Origin of the sequence: Streptomyces sp. NPDC101181 (assembly GCF_044767975.1) — a bacterium.
GTDB lineage: Bacteria > Actinomycetota > Actinomycetes > Streptomycetales > Streptomycetaceae > Streptomyces.
In genome coordinates, this window is the sequence record NZ_JBIWOX010000015.1 from 179,644 (window position 1) to 195,098 (window position 15,455).

Here is a 15,455-nt window from a genome sequence, read left to right on the forward strand (position 1 = left end):
ACCGGGACCGCCGCCCCCGATCGCACCCCGCCGAGGAGAACCGCATGACCACCCTTGCCACGACCGGCCGCGTCCAGGTCCTCGGCGTCCCGGGGGACCGGCACGAGGAGGTCCTCACCCCCGAGGCCCTCGACTTCGTCGGCCGCCTCGACACGGCTTTCGCCGCCCGCCGCCTCGACCTGCTGACCGAACGCCGCCGCCGCCGGGCGCTGCTGCGCGGCGGCGCCCCGCTGGACTTCTCCCGCGCCACCAAGCCGATCCGCAGCGACCCCGACTGGCGCGTCGCCCGCCCCGCCCCCGGCCTCACCGACCGCCGGGTGGAGATCACCGGCCCGCCCGAGCGCTCCATGGCCGTGAGCGCGCTCAACTCCGGGGCCCAGGTGTGGATGGCGGACTTCGAGGACGCCACCTCGCCCACCTGGCAGAACATCGTCCAGGGCCAGCTGAACCTCATCGACGCCATCGACCGCCGTATCGACTTCACCGCCGCGAACGGCGAGGAGTACCGGCTCACCGACCGGCCCGCCACCATCATGGTCCGGCCGCGCGGCTGGCACCTCACCGAGAAGCACCTCGTCATCGACGACCGGCCCCTGCCGGCCGCACTCGTCGACTTCGGCCTCTACTTCTTCCACTGCGCCCACCGCCAGATCGACGCGGGCAGCGGACCGTACTTCTCCCTGCCCAAGCTGGAGAACCGGTACGAGGCCCGGCTCTGGAACGACGTGTTCCTGCTGGCCCAGGATCTCCTGGGCATCCCCCGGGGCACGGTCCGGGCCACCGTCCTCATCGAGACGGTCACCGCCGCGTTCGAGATGGAGGAGATCCTCTACGAGCTGCGCGAACACAGCGCCGGACTCAACGCGGGCCACTGGGACTACCTCTTCAGCCTGATCAAGAACTTCGCGCACCGCCCCGACTTCGTCCTGCCCGACCGGGCCACCGTCACCATGACCGCCCCCTTCCTGCGCGCCTGTACCGAACTCCTGGTCCGCACCTGCCACAAGCGCGGCGCCCACGCCATCGGCGGCATGGCAGCCCAGATCCCCGGCGGCGAACAGGCCGCCCGGGAAGCCGCCCTGGCGAAGGTCCGGCTCGACAAGGAACGCGAGGCCGAGGACGGCTACGACGGCTCCTTGGTCGCCCACCCCGGGCTCGTCCCGGTCTGCCGGACCGCCTTCGACGGGGTGCTGGGCGAGCGTCCGCACCAGCTCGAACGCACCCGCGACGACGTCCACGTCACCGCCGAGGACCTGGTGGCCGTGCGCCGCACGGCGGGCCGCCCGACCCCGCAGGGCGTCCGCGACAACATCACCGCGGCCCTGCGCTACTACGACGCCTGGCTCCGCGGCCGGGGAGCCGTCGCCCTGGACGGGATCATGGCGGACGCGGCCACCGCCGAGATCGCCCGCGTCCAGATCTGGCAGTGGCTCACACACCGGGCCGTCGACCGCGAGAGGGTGCTCGCCCTGGTGGACGAGGAACTGGCCGCGCTCGGCGCCGCGTACCCCTGGGCCCAGCTCGACCAGGTCCGCGACCTGTTCGAACGCACCGCGCTCGGCAGGGAACTGCCTGCCTTCTTCACCACCGAGGCGTACGCGCGCCACCTCGTCGGCCGTCCGGCGGTGCGGGCGTGAGCCCCGCCGTCGCCCGGGTGGGCGTGGTCGGCGGCGGGCAGATGGGGGCCGGGATCGCCGAGGTGTGCGCCCGCGCGGGGCTTGACACCCTCTTCTGCGAGAGGGACCGCGCCGCCACCGACCGGGCCCGCGAGCGGGTCGCCGTCTCCCTGGAGCGGGCCGTCCAGCGGGGCAAGCTGGACCGGATCAGTGCGGAGGACGCCCTCGGCCGGCTGGTCTTCACCGGCAGCCTGGACGACCTGGCCGACCGCCAACTCGTCGTCGAGGCCGTCGTCGAGGACGCCACCGCCAAGACGGAGGTCTTCGCGGCGCTCGACAAGATCGTCGAGGACCCGGAGGCGATCCTGGCCACCAACACCTCCGCCATCCCCGTCATGCGGCTGGGTATGGCCACCCAGCGCGCCGACCGCGTCCTGGGGCTCCACTTCTTCAACCCGGTGCCGGTCCTCCCGCTGGTGGAGGTGGTGACCTCGTTGCACACCTCCGCGCAGACGGCCGCGACGGCCGAGGAGTTCGCGACCTCGGTCCTCGGCAAGACCGTGGTCCGCTCCCAGGACCGGGCCGGGTTCGTCGTCAACGCGCTCCTCGTCCCCTACCTCCTCTCCGCGATCCGGATGGCCGAGTCCGGCTTCGCGACCGCCGCCGACGTGGACGCCGGAATGGAGCTGGGCTGCGCCCACCCGATGGGGCCGCTCAAGCTGGCCGACCTGATCGGTCTGGACACGGTGGCCTCCATCGCCGCGTCGCTGTACGAGGAGTTCAAGGAACCGCTGTACGCCCCGCCGCCGCTGCTCCGGCGGATGGTGGAGGCGGGGCTGCTCGGCCGGAAGACCGGGCGCGGATTCCACCTCTACGACCGGGGCTGAGGGGCCCGGGTCCGGGACGCGGCTGAGGGGCCGCGACCGGCGTCGGGCGGGGTGGGAGCGGTTGACTGTGCCGCTCACCACCCCGCCGTCACGTCCGGCCCCGCCCGGCCGCGCGAGGACGGCGGGAACCGGTCGGGCGGCGGAGCGGTCGAGCGAGCAGAATCGGGTACGGACCAGGGTGATCGTTACCCCGGTGCGCCGGGCCCGTCCCCTGGGCCCGGCCGACGACGAAGACGTATGAGGAGACCCGATGGCGCACGAACGGGCCGGGCAGCCGGCGCAGCCCGCGGACCTGGTCGACGTGGCACGACTGGTGACGGCCTACTACGCTCTGCACCCCGATCCGGCCGACCCCGCCCAGCGGGTCGCCTTCGGCACCTCGGGCCACCGGGGATCCGCCCTCGCCGCCGCCTTCAACGACGACCACATCGCCGCCACCACCCAGGCCATCTGCGACTACCGCGCCCGCCAGGGCACCGACGGGCCCCTGTACCTCGGCGCCGACACCCACGCCCTGTCCGAACCGGCCCGGGTCACCGCACTGGAGGTCCTCGCCGCCAACGGCGTCACCGCCCTCATCGACAGCGCGGACGGCTACACCCCGACCCCCGCCGTGTCGCACGCCATCCTCACGCACAACCAGGGGCGCACCGAGCGCCTGGCCGACGGCATCGTCGTCACCCCCTCGCACAACCCGCCCGCCGACGGCGGCTTCAAGTACAACCCGCCCAACGGCGGCCCGGCCGCATCCGACGCGACCTCCTGGATCCAGGACCGGGCGAACGCCCTGATCGAGGCGGGGCTCGGCGAGGTCCGCCGCATCCCCTACGCCCGCGCCCTGGCCGCCGACACCACGCACCGGCACGACTTCCTGACCGCGTACGTCGAGGACCTGCCCTCCGTCCTGGACCTGGACGCGGTACGGGAGGCGGGCATCCGGATCGGCGCCGACCCGCTCGGCGGCGCGTCCGTCGCGTACTGGGGGCGGATCGCCGAGCGCCACCGGCTCGACCTGACCGTGGTGAACCCGCTGGCCGACCCCACCTGGCGGTTCATGACGCTGGACTGGGACGGCAGGATCCGCATGGACTGCTCCTCCCCGTACGCCATGGCCTCGCTGATCGAACGGCGCGACCAGTACGCCATCGCCACCGGCAACGACGCCGACGCCGACCGGCACGGCATCGTCACCCCCGACGCCGGGCTGATGAACCCCAACCACTACCTGGCCGTCGCCATCGACTACCTCTACACCCACCGCGACGCCTGGGCCGCGGGCACCGGCATCGGCAAGACCCTGGTCTCCTCCTCGATGATCGACCGGGTCGCCCACGATCTGGGCCGCACCCTGGTGGAGGTGCCGGTCGGTTTCAAGTGGTTCGTGGACGGGCTGTACGACGGCAGCCTCGGCTTCGGCGGCGAGGAGTCCGCCGGGGCCTCCTTCCTGCGCCGGGACGGCCGGGTGTGGACCACCGACAAGGACGGCATCCTGCTGGCCCTGCTCGCCTCCGAGATCACCGCCGTCACCGGCCTGACCCCCTCGCAGCGGTACGCGCGGCTCACCGAACGCTTCGGCGACCCGGCCTACGCCCGCGTGGACGCACCCGCCACCCGCGAGGAGAAGGCGGTCCTGGCCCGGCTCTCCCCGCAGCAGGTCAAGGCCGACACACTGGCCGGTGAACGCATCACCGCCGTCCTCACCGAGGCCCCCGGCAACGGGGCGGCGATCGGCGGCCTGAAGGTGTGCACCGACAGCGCCTGGTTCGCCGCCCGCCCCTCCGGCACCGAGGACGTCTACAAGGTGTACGCGGAGAGCTTCCAGGGATCCGGCCACCTGGCCCAGGTCCAGGACGAGGCGCGCGCCCTGGTCTCGGAGGCGCTGAGCGGCGCCTGAACCGCCCCGCGCGCACCCGCCCGGCCGCGCGTGACGCCCTGAACGGACTGAGCTCGACGCTCTGACCGGACTGGCGGGCCCCTGACGAGGGGCGCGTCAGTCCGGTCAGGGCTCGCTCGGGGCGGCCGGTCCAGCAGCCCCGCCGCCCCGGAAGACGCCCAGGATCTCCTCGGCGGCCAGCGTCGCCGTCAGCGTGCCCTCACGGACCCGCCTCTCCAGCTCCGGCGCCAGCTCCCGTACCGCCGGATGCGACCGCAGACTGCCCAGCAGTTCGTCCCGGACCATCGACCACGTCCAGTCGACCTGCTGGTCGCGGCGCTTGGCCGCCAGCCGCCCGGTCGACTCCAGGATCTCGCGGTGCTGCTCCAGACGCTCCCAGAGCGTGTCGAGCCCCGTGGACTCCCGGGCGCTGCACGTGAGCACCGGGGGAGTCCACGCCGCGTCCGCCGGGTGCATCAGCCGCAGCGCGCCCGCCAGTTCCCGCGCGGCCGAGCGGGCGTCGCGCTCGTGCGGGCCGTCCGCCTTGTTCACCGCGATGGCGTCCGCCAGTTCCAGGACGCCCTTCTTGATGCCCTGCAGCTGGTCCCCGGTCCGGGCCAGGGTGAGCAGCAGGAACGTGTCGACCATGTTGGCCACGGCCGTCTCCGACTGCCCGACCCCCACCGTCTCCACCAGCACCACGTCGTACCCCGCCGCCTCCATCACCACGATGGACTCCCGGGTCGCCTTCGCCACCCCGCCCAGCGTGCCCGCCGTGGGGGAGGGGCGCACGAAGGCGGCCGGGTCGACGGAGAGCCGTTCCATCCGGGTCTTGTCGCCCAGGATGGAGCCGCCCGTACGGCTGGAGGACGGGTCGACCGCCAGCACCGCCACCCGGTGCCCGAGCCCGGTCAGCATGGTCCCGAGCGCGTCGATGAAGGTGGACTTGCCCACCCCCGGCACCCCGCTGATCCCGATCCGCCGGGCCGCCCCCGCGTGCGGCAGCAACCGGCTCAGCAACTCCTGTGCCAGGACCCGGTGTCCGGCCCGGGTCGACTCGACGAGTGTGATCGCGCGCGCCACGAACGCCCGCTTCCCGTCGAGCACTCCCCGTGCGTAGCCATCGATGTCGATCTTCACGGCCATCCGGTCAGCGGCTCACAGCTCGTGGCCCAGCGCGGCGCCGAGCCGCGTCACCAGGTCGTGGGCCGCGTCCGGGATGACGGTGCCGGGCGGGAAGACCGACGCCGCGCCCGCCTCGTGCAGCGCCTGGACGTCCTGCGGCGGGATCACCCCGCCCACCACGATCATGATGTCCTCCCGGCCCTCGGCGGCCAGCTCCTCGCGCAGCGCGGGCACCAGGGTGAGGTGTCCGGCCGCCAGCGAGGAGACGCCCACGATGTGCACGTCGGCCTCCACCGCCTGCCGCGCCACCTCGCCCGGCGTCTGGAACAGCGGGCCGACGTCGACGTCGAAGCCCAGGTCGGCGAAGGCGGTCGCGATCACCTTCTGGCCCCGGTCGTGTCCGTCCTGGCCCATCTTGGCGACCAGGATGCGCGGACGGCGGCCCTCCGCCTCCTCGAACCGGTCCACCAGCTTGCGGGTGCGGTCCACCGAGGGGGACTCTCCTGCCTCTTTGCGGTACACACCGGAGATCGTACGGATCTGCCCGGCGTGCCGCCCGTACACCTTCTCCAGTGCGTCCGAGATCTCCCCGACCGTGGCCATCGCCCGCGCCGCGTCCACCGCCAGCGCCAGCAGATTGCCCTCCAGGCCGGGCCCGGGGGCGCGTTCGGCCGCGGCCGTCAGCGCCCGCAGCGCCTCCTGGCACGCCACCTCGTCGCGCTCCTCGCGCAACCGCCGCAGTTTCTCGATCTGCTGGGCGCGCACCGAGGAGTTGTCGACCTTGAGCACGTCGATCTCCTCGTCGGTCTCCACCCGGTACTTGTTCACCCCGATCACCGGCTGCCGCCCGGAGTCGATCCGCGCCTGCGTACGGGCGGCCGCCTCCTCCACCCGCAGCTTGGGGATGCCCGCGTCGATGGCCTTCGCCATCCCGCCGGCCGCCTCCACCTCCTCGATGTGCTGCCAGGCCCGGTCCGCCAGGTCGCGGGTCAGCTTCTCCACGTACGCGCTGCCGCCCCACGGGTCGATCACCCGGCAGGTCCCGGACTCCTGCTGGAGCAGCAACTGGGTGTTGCGGGCGATACGCGCCGAGAAGTCGGTCGGCAGCGCCAGCGCCTCGTCCAGCGCGTTGGTGTGCAGCGACTGGGTATGACCCTGCGTCGCGGCCATCGCCTCCACACACGTCCGGGTCACGTTGTTGAACACGTCCTGCGCGGTCAGCGACCAGCCGGAGGTCTGTGAATGGGTGCGCAGCGACAGCGACTTGGGGTTCTCCGGGCCGAACTGGCTCACCAGGCGCGCCCACAGCAGCCGGGCCGCCCGCAGCTTGGCGACCTCCATGAAGAAGTTCATCCCGATCGCCCAGAAGAACGACAGCCGGGGCGCGAACGCGTCGACGTCCAGGCCCGCCTCCCGTCCGGCGCGCAGATACTCCACACCGTCGGCCAGCGTGTAGGCCAGCTCCAGATCGGCCGTCGCCCCGGCCTCCTGGATGTGGTAGCCGGAGATGGAGATGGAGTTGTAGCGGGGCATCTCGCGCGATGTGAACGCGAAGATGTCGGAGATGATCCGCATCGAGGGCGACGGCGGATAGATGTAGGTGTTGCGGACCATGAACTCCTTGAGGATGTCGTTCTGGATGGTCCCGGCCAGCTTCTCGGGAGGTACGCCCTGCTCCTCGGCGGCCACGATGTACAGCGCCAGCACGGGCAGCACCGCGCCGTTCATCGTCATCGACACCGACATCCGGTCCAGCGGGATGCCGTCGAAGAGCTGGCGCATGTCGTAGATCGAGTCGATCGCCACCCCGGCCATGCCCACGTCGCCGGTCACCCGGGGGTGGTCGCTGTCGTAGCCCCGGTGGGTCGGCAGGTCGAAGGCGACCGACAGGCCCTTCTGCCCGGCCGCCAGGTTGCGCCGGTAGAACGCGTTGGACTCCTCGGCCGTGGAGAACCCGGCGTACTGGCGGATCGTCCAGGGCTGGTTCACGTACATCGTGGGGTAGGGCCCGCGCAGGTACGGGGCGATGCCCGGGTAGCTGTGCAGCGCGTCCAGGCCCTCCAGGTCCTCGCCGGTGTAGAGCGGTTTGACCGTGATCCCCTCGGGGGTCTCCCACAGCGGGGCGGCCTCGGAGCCGTCGGCACTCCTCGACGCGGCCGCCCGCCACTCCCCGGCGGAACCGGCGGGCGGCGCGGGGGAGTCCAGCGGCACGTCGGAGAAGTCGGGGACGGCCGGGTTCGCTGCGGCGGGCGGTGTCGGCATCACGCCACTCCCATACGGTCGAGGACGGAGGTGAGAAGGGCGACGGCGTCGCAGCCCGCGAAGACGTAGTCGTCGACACCGGCGTACGCGCCGGGACGCCCCGCCAGGAGGACCCGGTCCGCGCCCGCCGCCTTCAGCGCGCCGGCCACCCGCTCCGCGTGCTCGGCGTACAGCGCGTCCGAGGAGCAGAGCACGGCGACCGCGGCGCCCGAGGCGCCCAGCGCCCCGGCGGCCGATCCGGCGTCCACCGACACCGGGTCGTGCACCGCCTCGATGCCGCCCGCGCCGAAGAGGTTGACGGCGAACGAGACCCGCGCGGTGTGCGCGGCGGCCGGACCCAGCGCGGCGACGAACACCCTCGGACGGGCGCCCGTCGCGGCGAGGTGCGCGTCCGACCGGGCCCGCAGCGCCTCGAACGCCTCGTCGCGCCGCACCCGGGGCAGACCCCCCGGCGCCCCGGCGTACGGATCGGGCGCGGGCTCCCGCTCCACCGCGCGCTCACCGGGCAGCGGGAACTCGCTGACCCCGGTGACCGGCTCCTCACGAGTGGCCAGCTTCGCGCGGCGCGCCGCCCAGGTGGCGGCCAGCCGCTCCGCGACCGCCCCGGAGCGCAACGCGGCGGGCAGCCCGCCCGCCCGCTCGGTCTCCTGGAAGAACGCCCAAGCCACGCGGGCCAGTTCGTCGGTCAGCCGCTCCACGTACCAGGAACCGCCCGCCGGGTCGACGACCCGCGCCAGATGCGACTCCTCCATCAGGATCGTGGAGGTGTTGCGGGCGATCCGCCGCGCGAACGCGTCGGGCAGGCCCAGCGTGTGGTCGAACGGCAGCACGGTCACCGCCTCCGCCCCGCCGACCCCCGCGCCCAGCGTGGCCAGCGTGGTGCGCAGCATGTTCACCCACGGGTCCCGGCGCGTCATCATCACCGGCGACGTCACGGCGTGCTGCCGCTGCGCCCCGGCGTCCGGGGCCCCGGACGCCTCCGCCACCCGCGCCCACAGCCGCCGCGCCGCGCGCAGCTTGGCGATGGTCAGGAACTGGTCGGCGGTGGCCGCGTATCGGAACTCCAGCTGCCCGCAGGCCGCCGCGACGCTCATCCCGGCCGCGGTCAGCGCCCGCAGATAGGCGACGGCGGTGGCCAGGGACAAGCCCAGCTCCTCACCGGCCGAACCGCCCGCCTCGTGGTACGGCAGGGCGTCCACGGTGATCGCCCGCAGTCCTGGGTACTGGGCGTCGCACCGCCGGGCCCAGCGCACGGCGGAGGCCAGATCCGCCTCGACGCCCGTCCGGGCCTCATGGCCGAGCGGGTCGGCGCCCAGCGTGCCGCGTGCCTCGCCCCTGGCGACGCCGCGGTCCTCGTGCAGCCGCAGCAGTTCCGTCGCGGCGGCGTCCAGAGCGGCCGGGGCGTCCAGCGCGATGGGCGCGAGATCGAGGTAGACGCCCTCCAGCGCCCGCGCGAGCCCGTCGACGGGAACGCCCGCCGGACCGCCCACGGTGAGCCAGAGCGAGGTCACCCCGTTCTCCAGGTCACCGAGCAGCGCCCCGTTCAGCCGATCGGGATCGGTGAGGGTGTGGCGCTGGCGCACGTCCCAGCCGCCCGCCGCGTTCCCCTCGGCCCTGCCGCCCCGGGTGAAGGGGGCGAAGCCGGGAAAGCCGGTGTCCGGCGACCTGTCGCGTGCGGTGTAGAGGGGACGGGTGATGAGCCCGTCCTCCAGAGTGGTGGACAGCGCTTCCTCGGCGGCCGAGCCCGGGACTTCCTTGCCCGACTTGCGCAGTACGCCTTCGACGAGGCGCTGCCACTGGTCGTGGGAGGGGTCGGGGAACGCGGCGGCCGGAGAAAGCCCGTCAGCAGGCTGGACCGTCATGCTCAGATGCTAGGCCAGCGCGCGGAATGAGCAGCAGGGGCACGTGCTGTGACCTTGCCCTCCCGGAGACGCACTTGATCCTTTACGTACGGTCGCGTAACCGGGGCCGTCCCCGGCGCGCCGGGCAACACGACGGTCATTGCCATCGGGAGGAAACGGGACATTGGTGCATATTATGTGCGCAGTTTTCCGATTTCTTATGCAATCCGTGACATGCCCGTATCCACCCCGGTGAGCCGAGGCCGCCGGGACCCGGAGAGGACGCGACCGTGGCCGTCGGACCTGTGGAGTACCTCGTCATCGCCTTTCCCGGCAGCCGCTTCCCCGGAGCCGTCGCCCCCGCCCTCGCCGAAGCCGCGGCCTCCGGTTCGCTGCGCCCTGCGGACCTGGCCTTCGTCCGCCGCGCCGAGGACGGCTCCCTGGTCCCGGCGGAGCTGCGGGAGCTGGACCCGGCGGAGGCCCTGCCGCTCGACGCGGACGGGGGTGGGGCGGCGCCGGAGCTGATCCCCGAGGACCTCCAGGCGCTCGGCGACAGCGTGCCCGGCGGCGATTTCGCCGCACTCGTCGTCCGGGAGGACCTGTGGAGCACCCCGGTGGCCCGCGCCGTCCGTGCGGCCGGGGGAGCGTTCGTCGCCCACGAGCGCCTGGGGGCGGACGGGACCGACGCGGAGGAGGCCGTGGGCGACGACATCATCGACCGGCTGGAGCACCTCGCCGAGCTGTGGAAGCGGGAGGTGCTGAGCGACGACGAGTTCGTCCAGCAGAAGGCGAAGCTCCTGTCGGACTGAGACCCCCACCGGACTACGGGTCCGGACGCCGCCGGACGCCTGGCAGGGCAATTCCCGGAACCCACCGGGGACCATCGGGAAAAGAGGCCGTTCATCGTGGAGACCGCCCGGACCGTTCCGGCCGCCACCGTCGTCAATCTGCGCGATCTGGGGGGCATCGCCCTGGGCCGTGACCGCCGGGTACGGCAGGGGGCCCTGTTCCGCTCGGGGCAGCTGAGCGAGCTCGACCCGGCGCGCGACCGGGCGGTCGCCGCCCTCGGCATCCGTACCGTCGTGGACCTGCGGACCGCCGACGAACGCCAGTGGGCCCCCGACCGGCTGCCGGACCGGGCCCGGCTCTTCGTCGCCGACGTGCTCGGGGACCAGCCGGGTGTCGCGCCCGCCCGCCTGCGGTCCCTGCTCGCCGACCCCGCGGAGGCGGAACGCGTCCTGGGCGGCGGCCGGGCCGAGGAACTGTTCGCGGAGACCTACCGCAAGATGGTCCTCTCACCCGGTGCCGCGGCCGCCTACCGCGCCTTCCTGGAGACCGCCGCCGACCCCGGCGCGCGCCCGCTGATCTTCCACTGCACCGCCGGCAAGGACCGCACCGGCTGGGCGGCGGCCGTGCTGCTGATGATCCTGGGGGCGTCCCGCGCGACGGTCCTGGCCGACTTCCTCGCGGTGAACCCCGTGGTGCGGCGGGCCTTCGCCCCGTACGTCCAGAAGTTCCTCGACGGCGGCGGCGACCCCGTCGTGGCGGCCGCCGTCGTCGAGGTCCGCCCGCGCTATCTCCAGGCGGCGCTCGACGCCGTGGACGAGCGCTGGGGCGGCCTCGACGCCTACGTGCGCGACGGGCTGCGGCTGCCCGACGCGGCGCTGCGGCGACTGCGCGAAGGGCTCGTCGTCGGCGGCTGAACCGGCGGCCGAACGGTGAGAAGCCGGGGCGGCCGGAACGTGTCCGGTCCGCCCCGGCTTCCCACCGGGAGGTGTAAGGAGACCGCCGCTACAGCTGTACGAGGCGGTCGGTGAGGTCGCGGTAGTGCTGGAGGGCGATCCGCAGGTCCTCGGTGTCCGCATCTGTCCGGCCGTCCTCCCCCTTCGCCGTCCGCAGCCGCCGCCCGCGCTCCTCCAGAGCCGCTGCGAGACCCGCGACGACCTCGCCGAAGGCGGAGTCGGCCTCCTGCACCGCACGCCGGGGATCCTCCACGAACCCGGTCACCGCCTGCTGGATTCGGGCGGTGAACGCCTCCCGCTCCTCGGACGAGAAGAGCGACCGCCCCGGGTCCCCGCCGCTCGCGCCCTTCTCCGCCGTGGTGCGGCCCGCGGTTGCGGACGGCGTACGGGACGGCGTGTCGGGATCGTGCTTCGCGGCCGCCCCGGCCGCGGAGGCGCGGTCCGGGGTGGTTTCGGGGACGGTGTCCGGGGTGGTTCCCGGCCGGGGCGTGCCGGTCGTGGGCGCGGCCGCCGCGGTCCTGGGGGCCGTGCCCGGCGCGGGGGCGCCGGCCGCGGCGGCACCGATCCCGGGGGGAGGGGTCGCGGGGGTGTGCGCCGGTGCGGCGTCCGCGCCGGTGTGCCCGGCGCCCGCGGTGTGCTCGTCGCGTTCGGTGTGCTCGGGCCCGTTCTCGCGCTGGGTCATGATGTCCGAAGTCCCTTCACCATGGAGTGGTTGCCCTGGCCGTGCTCCCGCCGCGACGACCCGTCGGCGAGCAGTGCGTCGAACAGCTCGCGGGCCTCGACCAGCGCCTCACGCATCTGCTCGGTGCTGCCCTCACCGCTCCGGGCGCTGTGCACCCGGCGGTAGCCCTCGACGTGCGAGGCGTGGTGGACGGAGAGCGCGTCCGTGCGGTCCTCGAAGCTCTCCCCCTCGGGGAAGCCGCGCTCCCGGGACAGATCGGCCAGCAGCGTGTCGGCCTCGGCCAGAGACCGCTGCGGCGACTCGACGAAGAGGGCCTGGGCGCTCGCCCAGCGGGCCGCGTACCGCGTCCGCGCCTCCTCGGTCAGCGGACGCTCCTCCAGGTTCCCGTGCCGCTTCACCCGCTCGTCCAGCTCCAGCTCGGCGGCCTTGGTGTCACCGTCGTGCCGGGCCAGCACCCGGTCGTACTCCGGGCCGAAGCGGCGGCGGAGCCCCCCACCGCCCGCCGTACGGCCACGGAGGAGGAAGAAAGCGGCGATCGCCACGACGGCGATGACCACAACGATGATGATGGCAGTCGTCATGGCTACCGCTCCCCGCCTTCGTCGGCCGGTACACAGCTCTGCTGTTCCACAGTGGTCAACCCCTCTCGGTCCGGACTCGGCGGCGCGACCGCCGCCTGGCGTGCTGCGGTTCGTGTACCCCCGGATACGCGTTCGAGGCGGGTGTCCTTCGCGGCCGTGCCCCCGGCCTCCGGGCGGGGTGGAGAGGCCGTGCGGAGGGGCCGTACATCCGTCACGGTGCGTCATACTCGCCCTATGAACGCAGGCCGGGCGGGACGGTACCGGCGCGCCCCGCGACCCGCCGAGGTGCGGGTCAGACGCGCCGGGGCGGGCGACGCCGCACGGCTCACCCGGCTGGTCCGCGCCTCCCGCGCCTACGAGGGGCCCTACGCCCCGATGGTGGCGGGCTACCGGGTCGGCCCCGACTACATCGAGGCGCACCGGGTCTTCGCCGCGGTGGACGGGGGCACCGACCGGGTCCTCGGCTTCTACGCCCTGCTCCTGGACCCGCCCGAGCTGGACCTGATGTTCGTCGCCGACGAGGCGCAGGGGCGCGGGATCGGCCGCCTGCTCGTCGGCCATCTGCGCGAGGAGGCCCGGGGCGCCGGTCTGAGCGCTGTCCGGATCGTCTCGCACCCGCCCGCCGAGGGCTTCTACCGGAGCGTGGGGGCCGAGCCCGTCGGTACGGTACGGGCCACCCCGCCCGCCGTGATGTGGGACCGCCCCGAACTCCTGCTGCGCGTCGGCCGGGAGAACGCGCGGGGGCCCGGCCGCGGGGAGCGGCCGGGCCCCGGGGACGACCGGTGGTGATCAGCCGCCGTACGGGCGGGTGATCAGCTCCAGACCGTGACCGCTCGGATCGGGGAAGTAGACGCCCCGGCCGCCGTCGTTGCGGTTGATCTCGCCGGGGTACCTCCCGTGCGGGTCGGCGAAGTACTCGATGCCCAGCTCTTGGACGCGCGCGAACGCGGTGTCGAACTGCGCCTCGGAGATCAGGAAGGCGTAGTGCTGCGGGGCGATCGCCTCGGTGGGAGCCGTCGCGAAGTCCAGGGTGACGCCGTTCGCGAGAACGACCGGGATGAACGGGCCCCACTCGGCCCCGACGGTCAGGTCCAGCAGATCCGCGAGGAACTGGGCGGACTCCCGCTTGTCCCGGCAGTGGACGATGGTGTGGTTCAACTCGACTGACACGGTGGAATGCCTCCAAAAGGCACCTCAGGGCCACCTCCACGCCTCACCCGGCCGGTGACCGGCGCGCGATGCCCTGCGGCTGATCGTAGGCCCAGGCACCTTTCGGGTCTACGGGAATACGTTCGAATGCGTCGGGGCACCTGTCAGATTCCCTTGAGCGATGGTGAACAGGAGGCCACGTGAGCGCCGACAGAGGACGACAGGAAACCCACGAGGAGCGGGCGGACCGGCAATGGGCCGAACTGCTCCAGGAGTTGCGGGTCGCCCAGACCGGTGTGCAGCTCCTCTTCGGTTTCCTGCTCGCGGTGGTCTTCCAGGAGCGCTTCACGGAACTCGTCGACGTCGACCGCACCATCTACGTGGTGACGGTCATGCTGGGCGCCGCGACCGCCGCCTCGCTCATCGGACCCGTCGCGTGCCACCGGCTCCTGACCGGCCGTCGGATGAAGGCCGAGACGGTCGTCTGGGCGTCCCGGCTGACCGTTCTCGGACTGGTGCTGCTCTTCTGCACCATGTGCTCGACGCTGCTGCTGATAATGCGGGTCGCCCTGCACAACTCCCTGGCCCTGTGGCTGGTCGGGGGAATGGCCCTGTGGTTCGTGCTGTGCTGGTTCGTCTTCCCCGTGTGGGCGCTGGCCCGGGACCGGCGGCTGCCGACCGAGGACGAGGACGAGGGCGAGAGGTCCTAAGGGGTCGGGGAGCCCACCGGGGTGCGGACGTCGGTCACCGTGAACAGCGCGCCGTCGGGGTCGCGCAGGGTGACTTCCGTGCCCCCGAGCACCGCCCGCTCCTCGACCGGTTCGCCGCCGTGCCGCCCGGCCGCGGCGACCGTGCCCGGGAGGTCCGTCACCGGGAACTGCACCTGCCAGTGCGGCCGGACCAGGGGATCGGCCGCGGCCTCCACGGCGCCGGAGCTGATCCGGGCCAGCGGCCGCCCCTGGCAGCGCACGATGACCTCCTCGCCCTCGTACGCCACATCGCAGGACCCGGGGTGCCCGCTCGCCCAGTCGAGTACCTCGCCGTAGAAGATCGCCGCGTCGAAGGCGTTCCGGGTCCGCAGCCGCAGCCAGGTGTGCGCGTGGCCGGCCGGGGCGGGCGCGGACGCGGAACTGTCGGCGTGCTCCCACAGCCCGAAGGCCGCCCCGTCCCGGTCCGACGCCAGCACCCCGCGCCCCGCGCCGACCGTCAGCGGCCCCACCGCCACGGTCCCGCTGCGCTCGCGGACCCGGGCGGCGGCCCGGTCCGCGTCCGCGACCGCGAAGTAGGGCATCCACGCCACGGCCACCTTGTACGCGGAAGAGACGCCGACGACCCCCGCGACCGGGACGTCCCCGCGACGGGCCACGGAGAACTCCTCGCCGAGCCGCCCCGGCCGGAACGACCAGCCCAGCACCTGCCCGTAGAACCGCTGCGCGGCCCCCAGATCGCGGGTCATCAGGGTGACCCAGCACGGCGCGGCGGGTCCCGTGAGCGGTGCCGCCGCGGGTGCCGTACGAGGATCGCTACCGGTCATGTCCACTGCCTTCGGGGGAGGGGGCGGTCCGTCTCCGCCACGGTCCGTCAACCAGCCTCGAACGCCCCGCCCGGTCCCGCAACGCGGGCCGCCCCCGTAACGGCCCCCGGAGACCGGAACGCCCGCGGTCGTGGTGACGGCCATGGGGATGGCCGTCACCACG

Annotated in this window: 14 protein-coding genes; 7 read left to right on the forward strand and 7 right to left on the reverse strand. The window is 73.6% G+C overall.

Annotation, left to right across the window (positions count from 1 at the left end; all coding sequences use genetic code 11):
• Positions 1-44: 44 nt before the first annotated feature.
• From aceB to pgm, 3 genes are all read left to right on the forward strand, one after another.
• Positions 45-1,637, forward strand: a complete 1,593-nt coding sequence (aceB, locus tag ACIRRU_RS22245; protein ID WP_403683184.1) for a malate synthase A — start codon at positions 45-47, stop codon at positions 1,635-1,637.
• Positions 1,634-2,503: a 3-hydroxybutyryl-CoA dehydrogenase gene (locus tag ACIRRU_RS22250; protein WP_403683186.1), complete on the forward strand. Its 870-nt coding sequence runs from the start codon at positions 1,634-1,636 to the stop codon at positions 2,501-2,503. Before aceB ends, ACIRRU_RS22250 begins: the two co-directional genes overlap by 4 nt.
• 250 nt (positions 2,504-2,753) lie before the next feature.
• Positions 2,754-4,397: a phosphoglucomutase (alpha-D-glucose-1,6-bisphosphate-dependent) gene (gene pgm / locus ACIRRU_RS22255; protein WP_403683188.1), complete on the forward strand. Its 1,644-nt coding sequence runs from the start codon at positions 2,754-2,756 to the stop codon at positions 4,395-4,397.
• Between the two features lie 105 nt (positions 4,398-4,502).
• On the opposite strand, the gene meaB is transcribed toward pgm, so the two are convergent.
• Genes meaB through ACIRRU_RS22270 form a run of 3 tightly spaced genes read right to left on the reverse strand, consistent with a single transcriptional unit; the run spans position 4,503 to position 9,625 of the window.
• Positions 4,503-5,522, reverse strand: a complete 1,020-nt coding sequence (gene meaB, locus ACIRRU_RS22260; RefSeq protein ID WP_403683190.1) for a methylmalonyl Co-A mutase-associated GTPase MeaB — start codon at positions 5,520-5,522, stop codon at positions 4,503-4,505.
• A 12-nt stretch (positions 5,523-5,534) separates the two neighbouring features.
• Positions 5,535-7,763, reverse strand: a complete 2,229-nt coding sequence (gene scpA, locus ACIRRU_RS22265) for a methylmalonyl-CoA mutase (protein ID WP_403683192.1) — start codon at positions 7,761-7,763, stop codon at positions 5,535-5,537.
• The gene (locus ACIRRU_RS22270; RefSeq protein WP_403683193.1) at positions 7,763-9,625 is read right to left on the reverse strand and encodes a methylmalonyl-CoA mutase family protein; all 1,863 of its coding nucleotides are present in this window, start codon (positions 9,623-9,625) and stop codon (positions 7,763-7,765) included. The genes scpA and ACIRRU_RS22270 overlap by 1 nt, the downstream gene beginning before the upstream one ends.
• A gap of 269 nt (positions 9,626-9,894) precedes the next feature.
• On the opposite strand from ACIRRU_RS22270, the gene ACIRRU_RS22275 reads away from it, so the two are divergent.
• Both ACIRRU_RS22275 and ACIRRU_RS22280 read left to right on the forward strand, forming a co-directional pair.
• Positions 9,895-10,413, forward strand: coding sequence for a DUF6325 family protein (locus tag ACIRRU_RS22275; protein WP_403683195.1), 519 nt, complete (start codon positions 9,895-9,897; stop codon positions 10,411-10,413).
• A 96-nt stretch (positions 10,414-10,509) separates the two neighbouring features.
• A complete protein-coding gene (locus ACIRRU_RS22280) occupies positions 10,510-11,307 on the forward strand; it encodes a tyrosine-protein phosphatase (protein ID WP_403683197.1) in 798 nt (265 codons plus the stop codon).
• A gap of 88 nt (positions 11,308-11,395) precedes the next feature.
• Here ACIRRU_RS22280 and ACIRRU_RS22285 read toward each other — a convergent pair whose 3' ends face one another.
• Together ACIRRU_RS22285 and ACIRRU_RS22290 are read right to left on the reverse strand one after the other, a co-directional pair.
• Positions 11,396-12,028, reverse strand: coding sequence for a hypothetical protein (locus tag ACIRRU_RS22285; protein ID WP_403683199.1), 633 nt, complete (start codon positions 12,026-12,028; stop codon positions 11,396-11,398).
• Positions 12,025-12,609, reverse strand: coding sequence for a hypothetical protein (locus ACIRRU_RS22290; RefSeq protein WP_403683200.1), 585 nt, complete (start codon positions 12,607-12,609; stop codon positions 12,025-12,027). Before ACIRRU_RS22290 ends, ACIRRU_RS22285 begins: the two co-directional genes overlap by 4 nt.
• Before the next feature lie 234 nt (positions 12,610-12,843).
• On the opposite strand from ACIRRU_RS22290, the gene ACIRRU_RS22295 reads away from it, so the two are divergent.
• Positions 12,844-13,398 carry a GNAT family N-acetyltransferase gene (locus tag ACIRRU_RS22295; protein WP_403683202.1) on the forward strand — a complete coding sequence of 185 codons (555 nt, stop codon included), beginning with the start codon at positions 12,844-12,846 and terminating at the stop codon, positions 13,396-13,398.
• Here the strand turns inward: ACIRRU_RS22295 and ACIRRU_RS22300 are convergent, their stop codons facing one another.
• The gene (locus tag ACIRRU_RS22300; protein ID WP_403683204.1) at positions 13,399-13,779 is read right to left on the reverse strand and encodes a VOC family protein; all 381 of its coding nucleotides are present in this window, start codon (positions 13,777-13,779) and stop codon (positions 13,399-13,401) included.
• A gap of 179 nt (positions 13,780-13,958) precedes the next feature.
• On the opposite strand from ACIRRU_RS22300, the gene ACIRRU_RS22305 reads away from it, so the two are divergent.
• Entirely contained in the window at positions 13,959-14,468 is a 510-nt protein-coding gene (locus tag ACIRRU_RS22305) for a DUF6328 family protein (protein ID WP_403683205.1), read from the forward strand.
• Here ACIRRU_RS22305 and ACIRRU_RS22310 read toward each other — a convergent pair.
• On the reverse strand, positions 14,465-15,292 hold the full coding sequence (locus tag ACIRRU_RS22310; RefSeq protein ID WP_403683207.1) for a VOC family protein: 828 nt from the start codon (positions 15,290-15,292) through the stop codon (positions 14,465-14,467). The two genes, ACIRRU_RS22305 and ACIRRU_RS22310, sit on opposite strands and share 4 nt — an antisense overlap.
• Positions 15,293-15,455 lie beyond the last annotated feature (163 nt).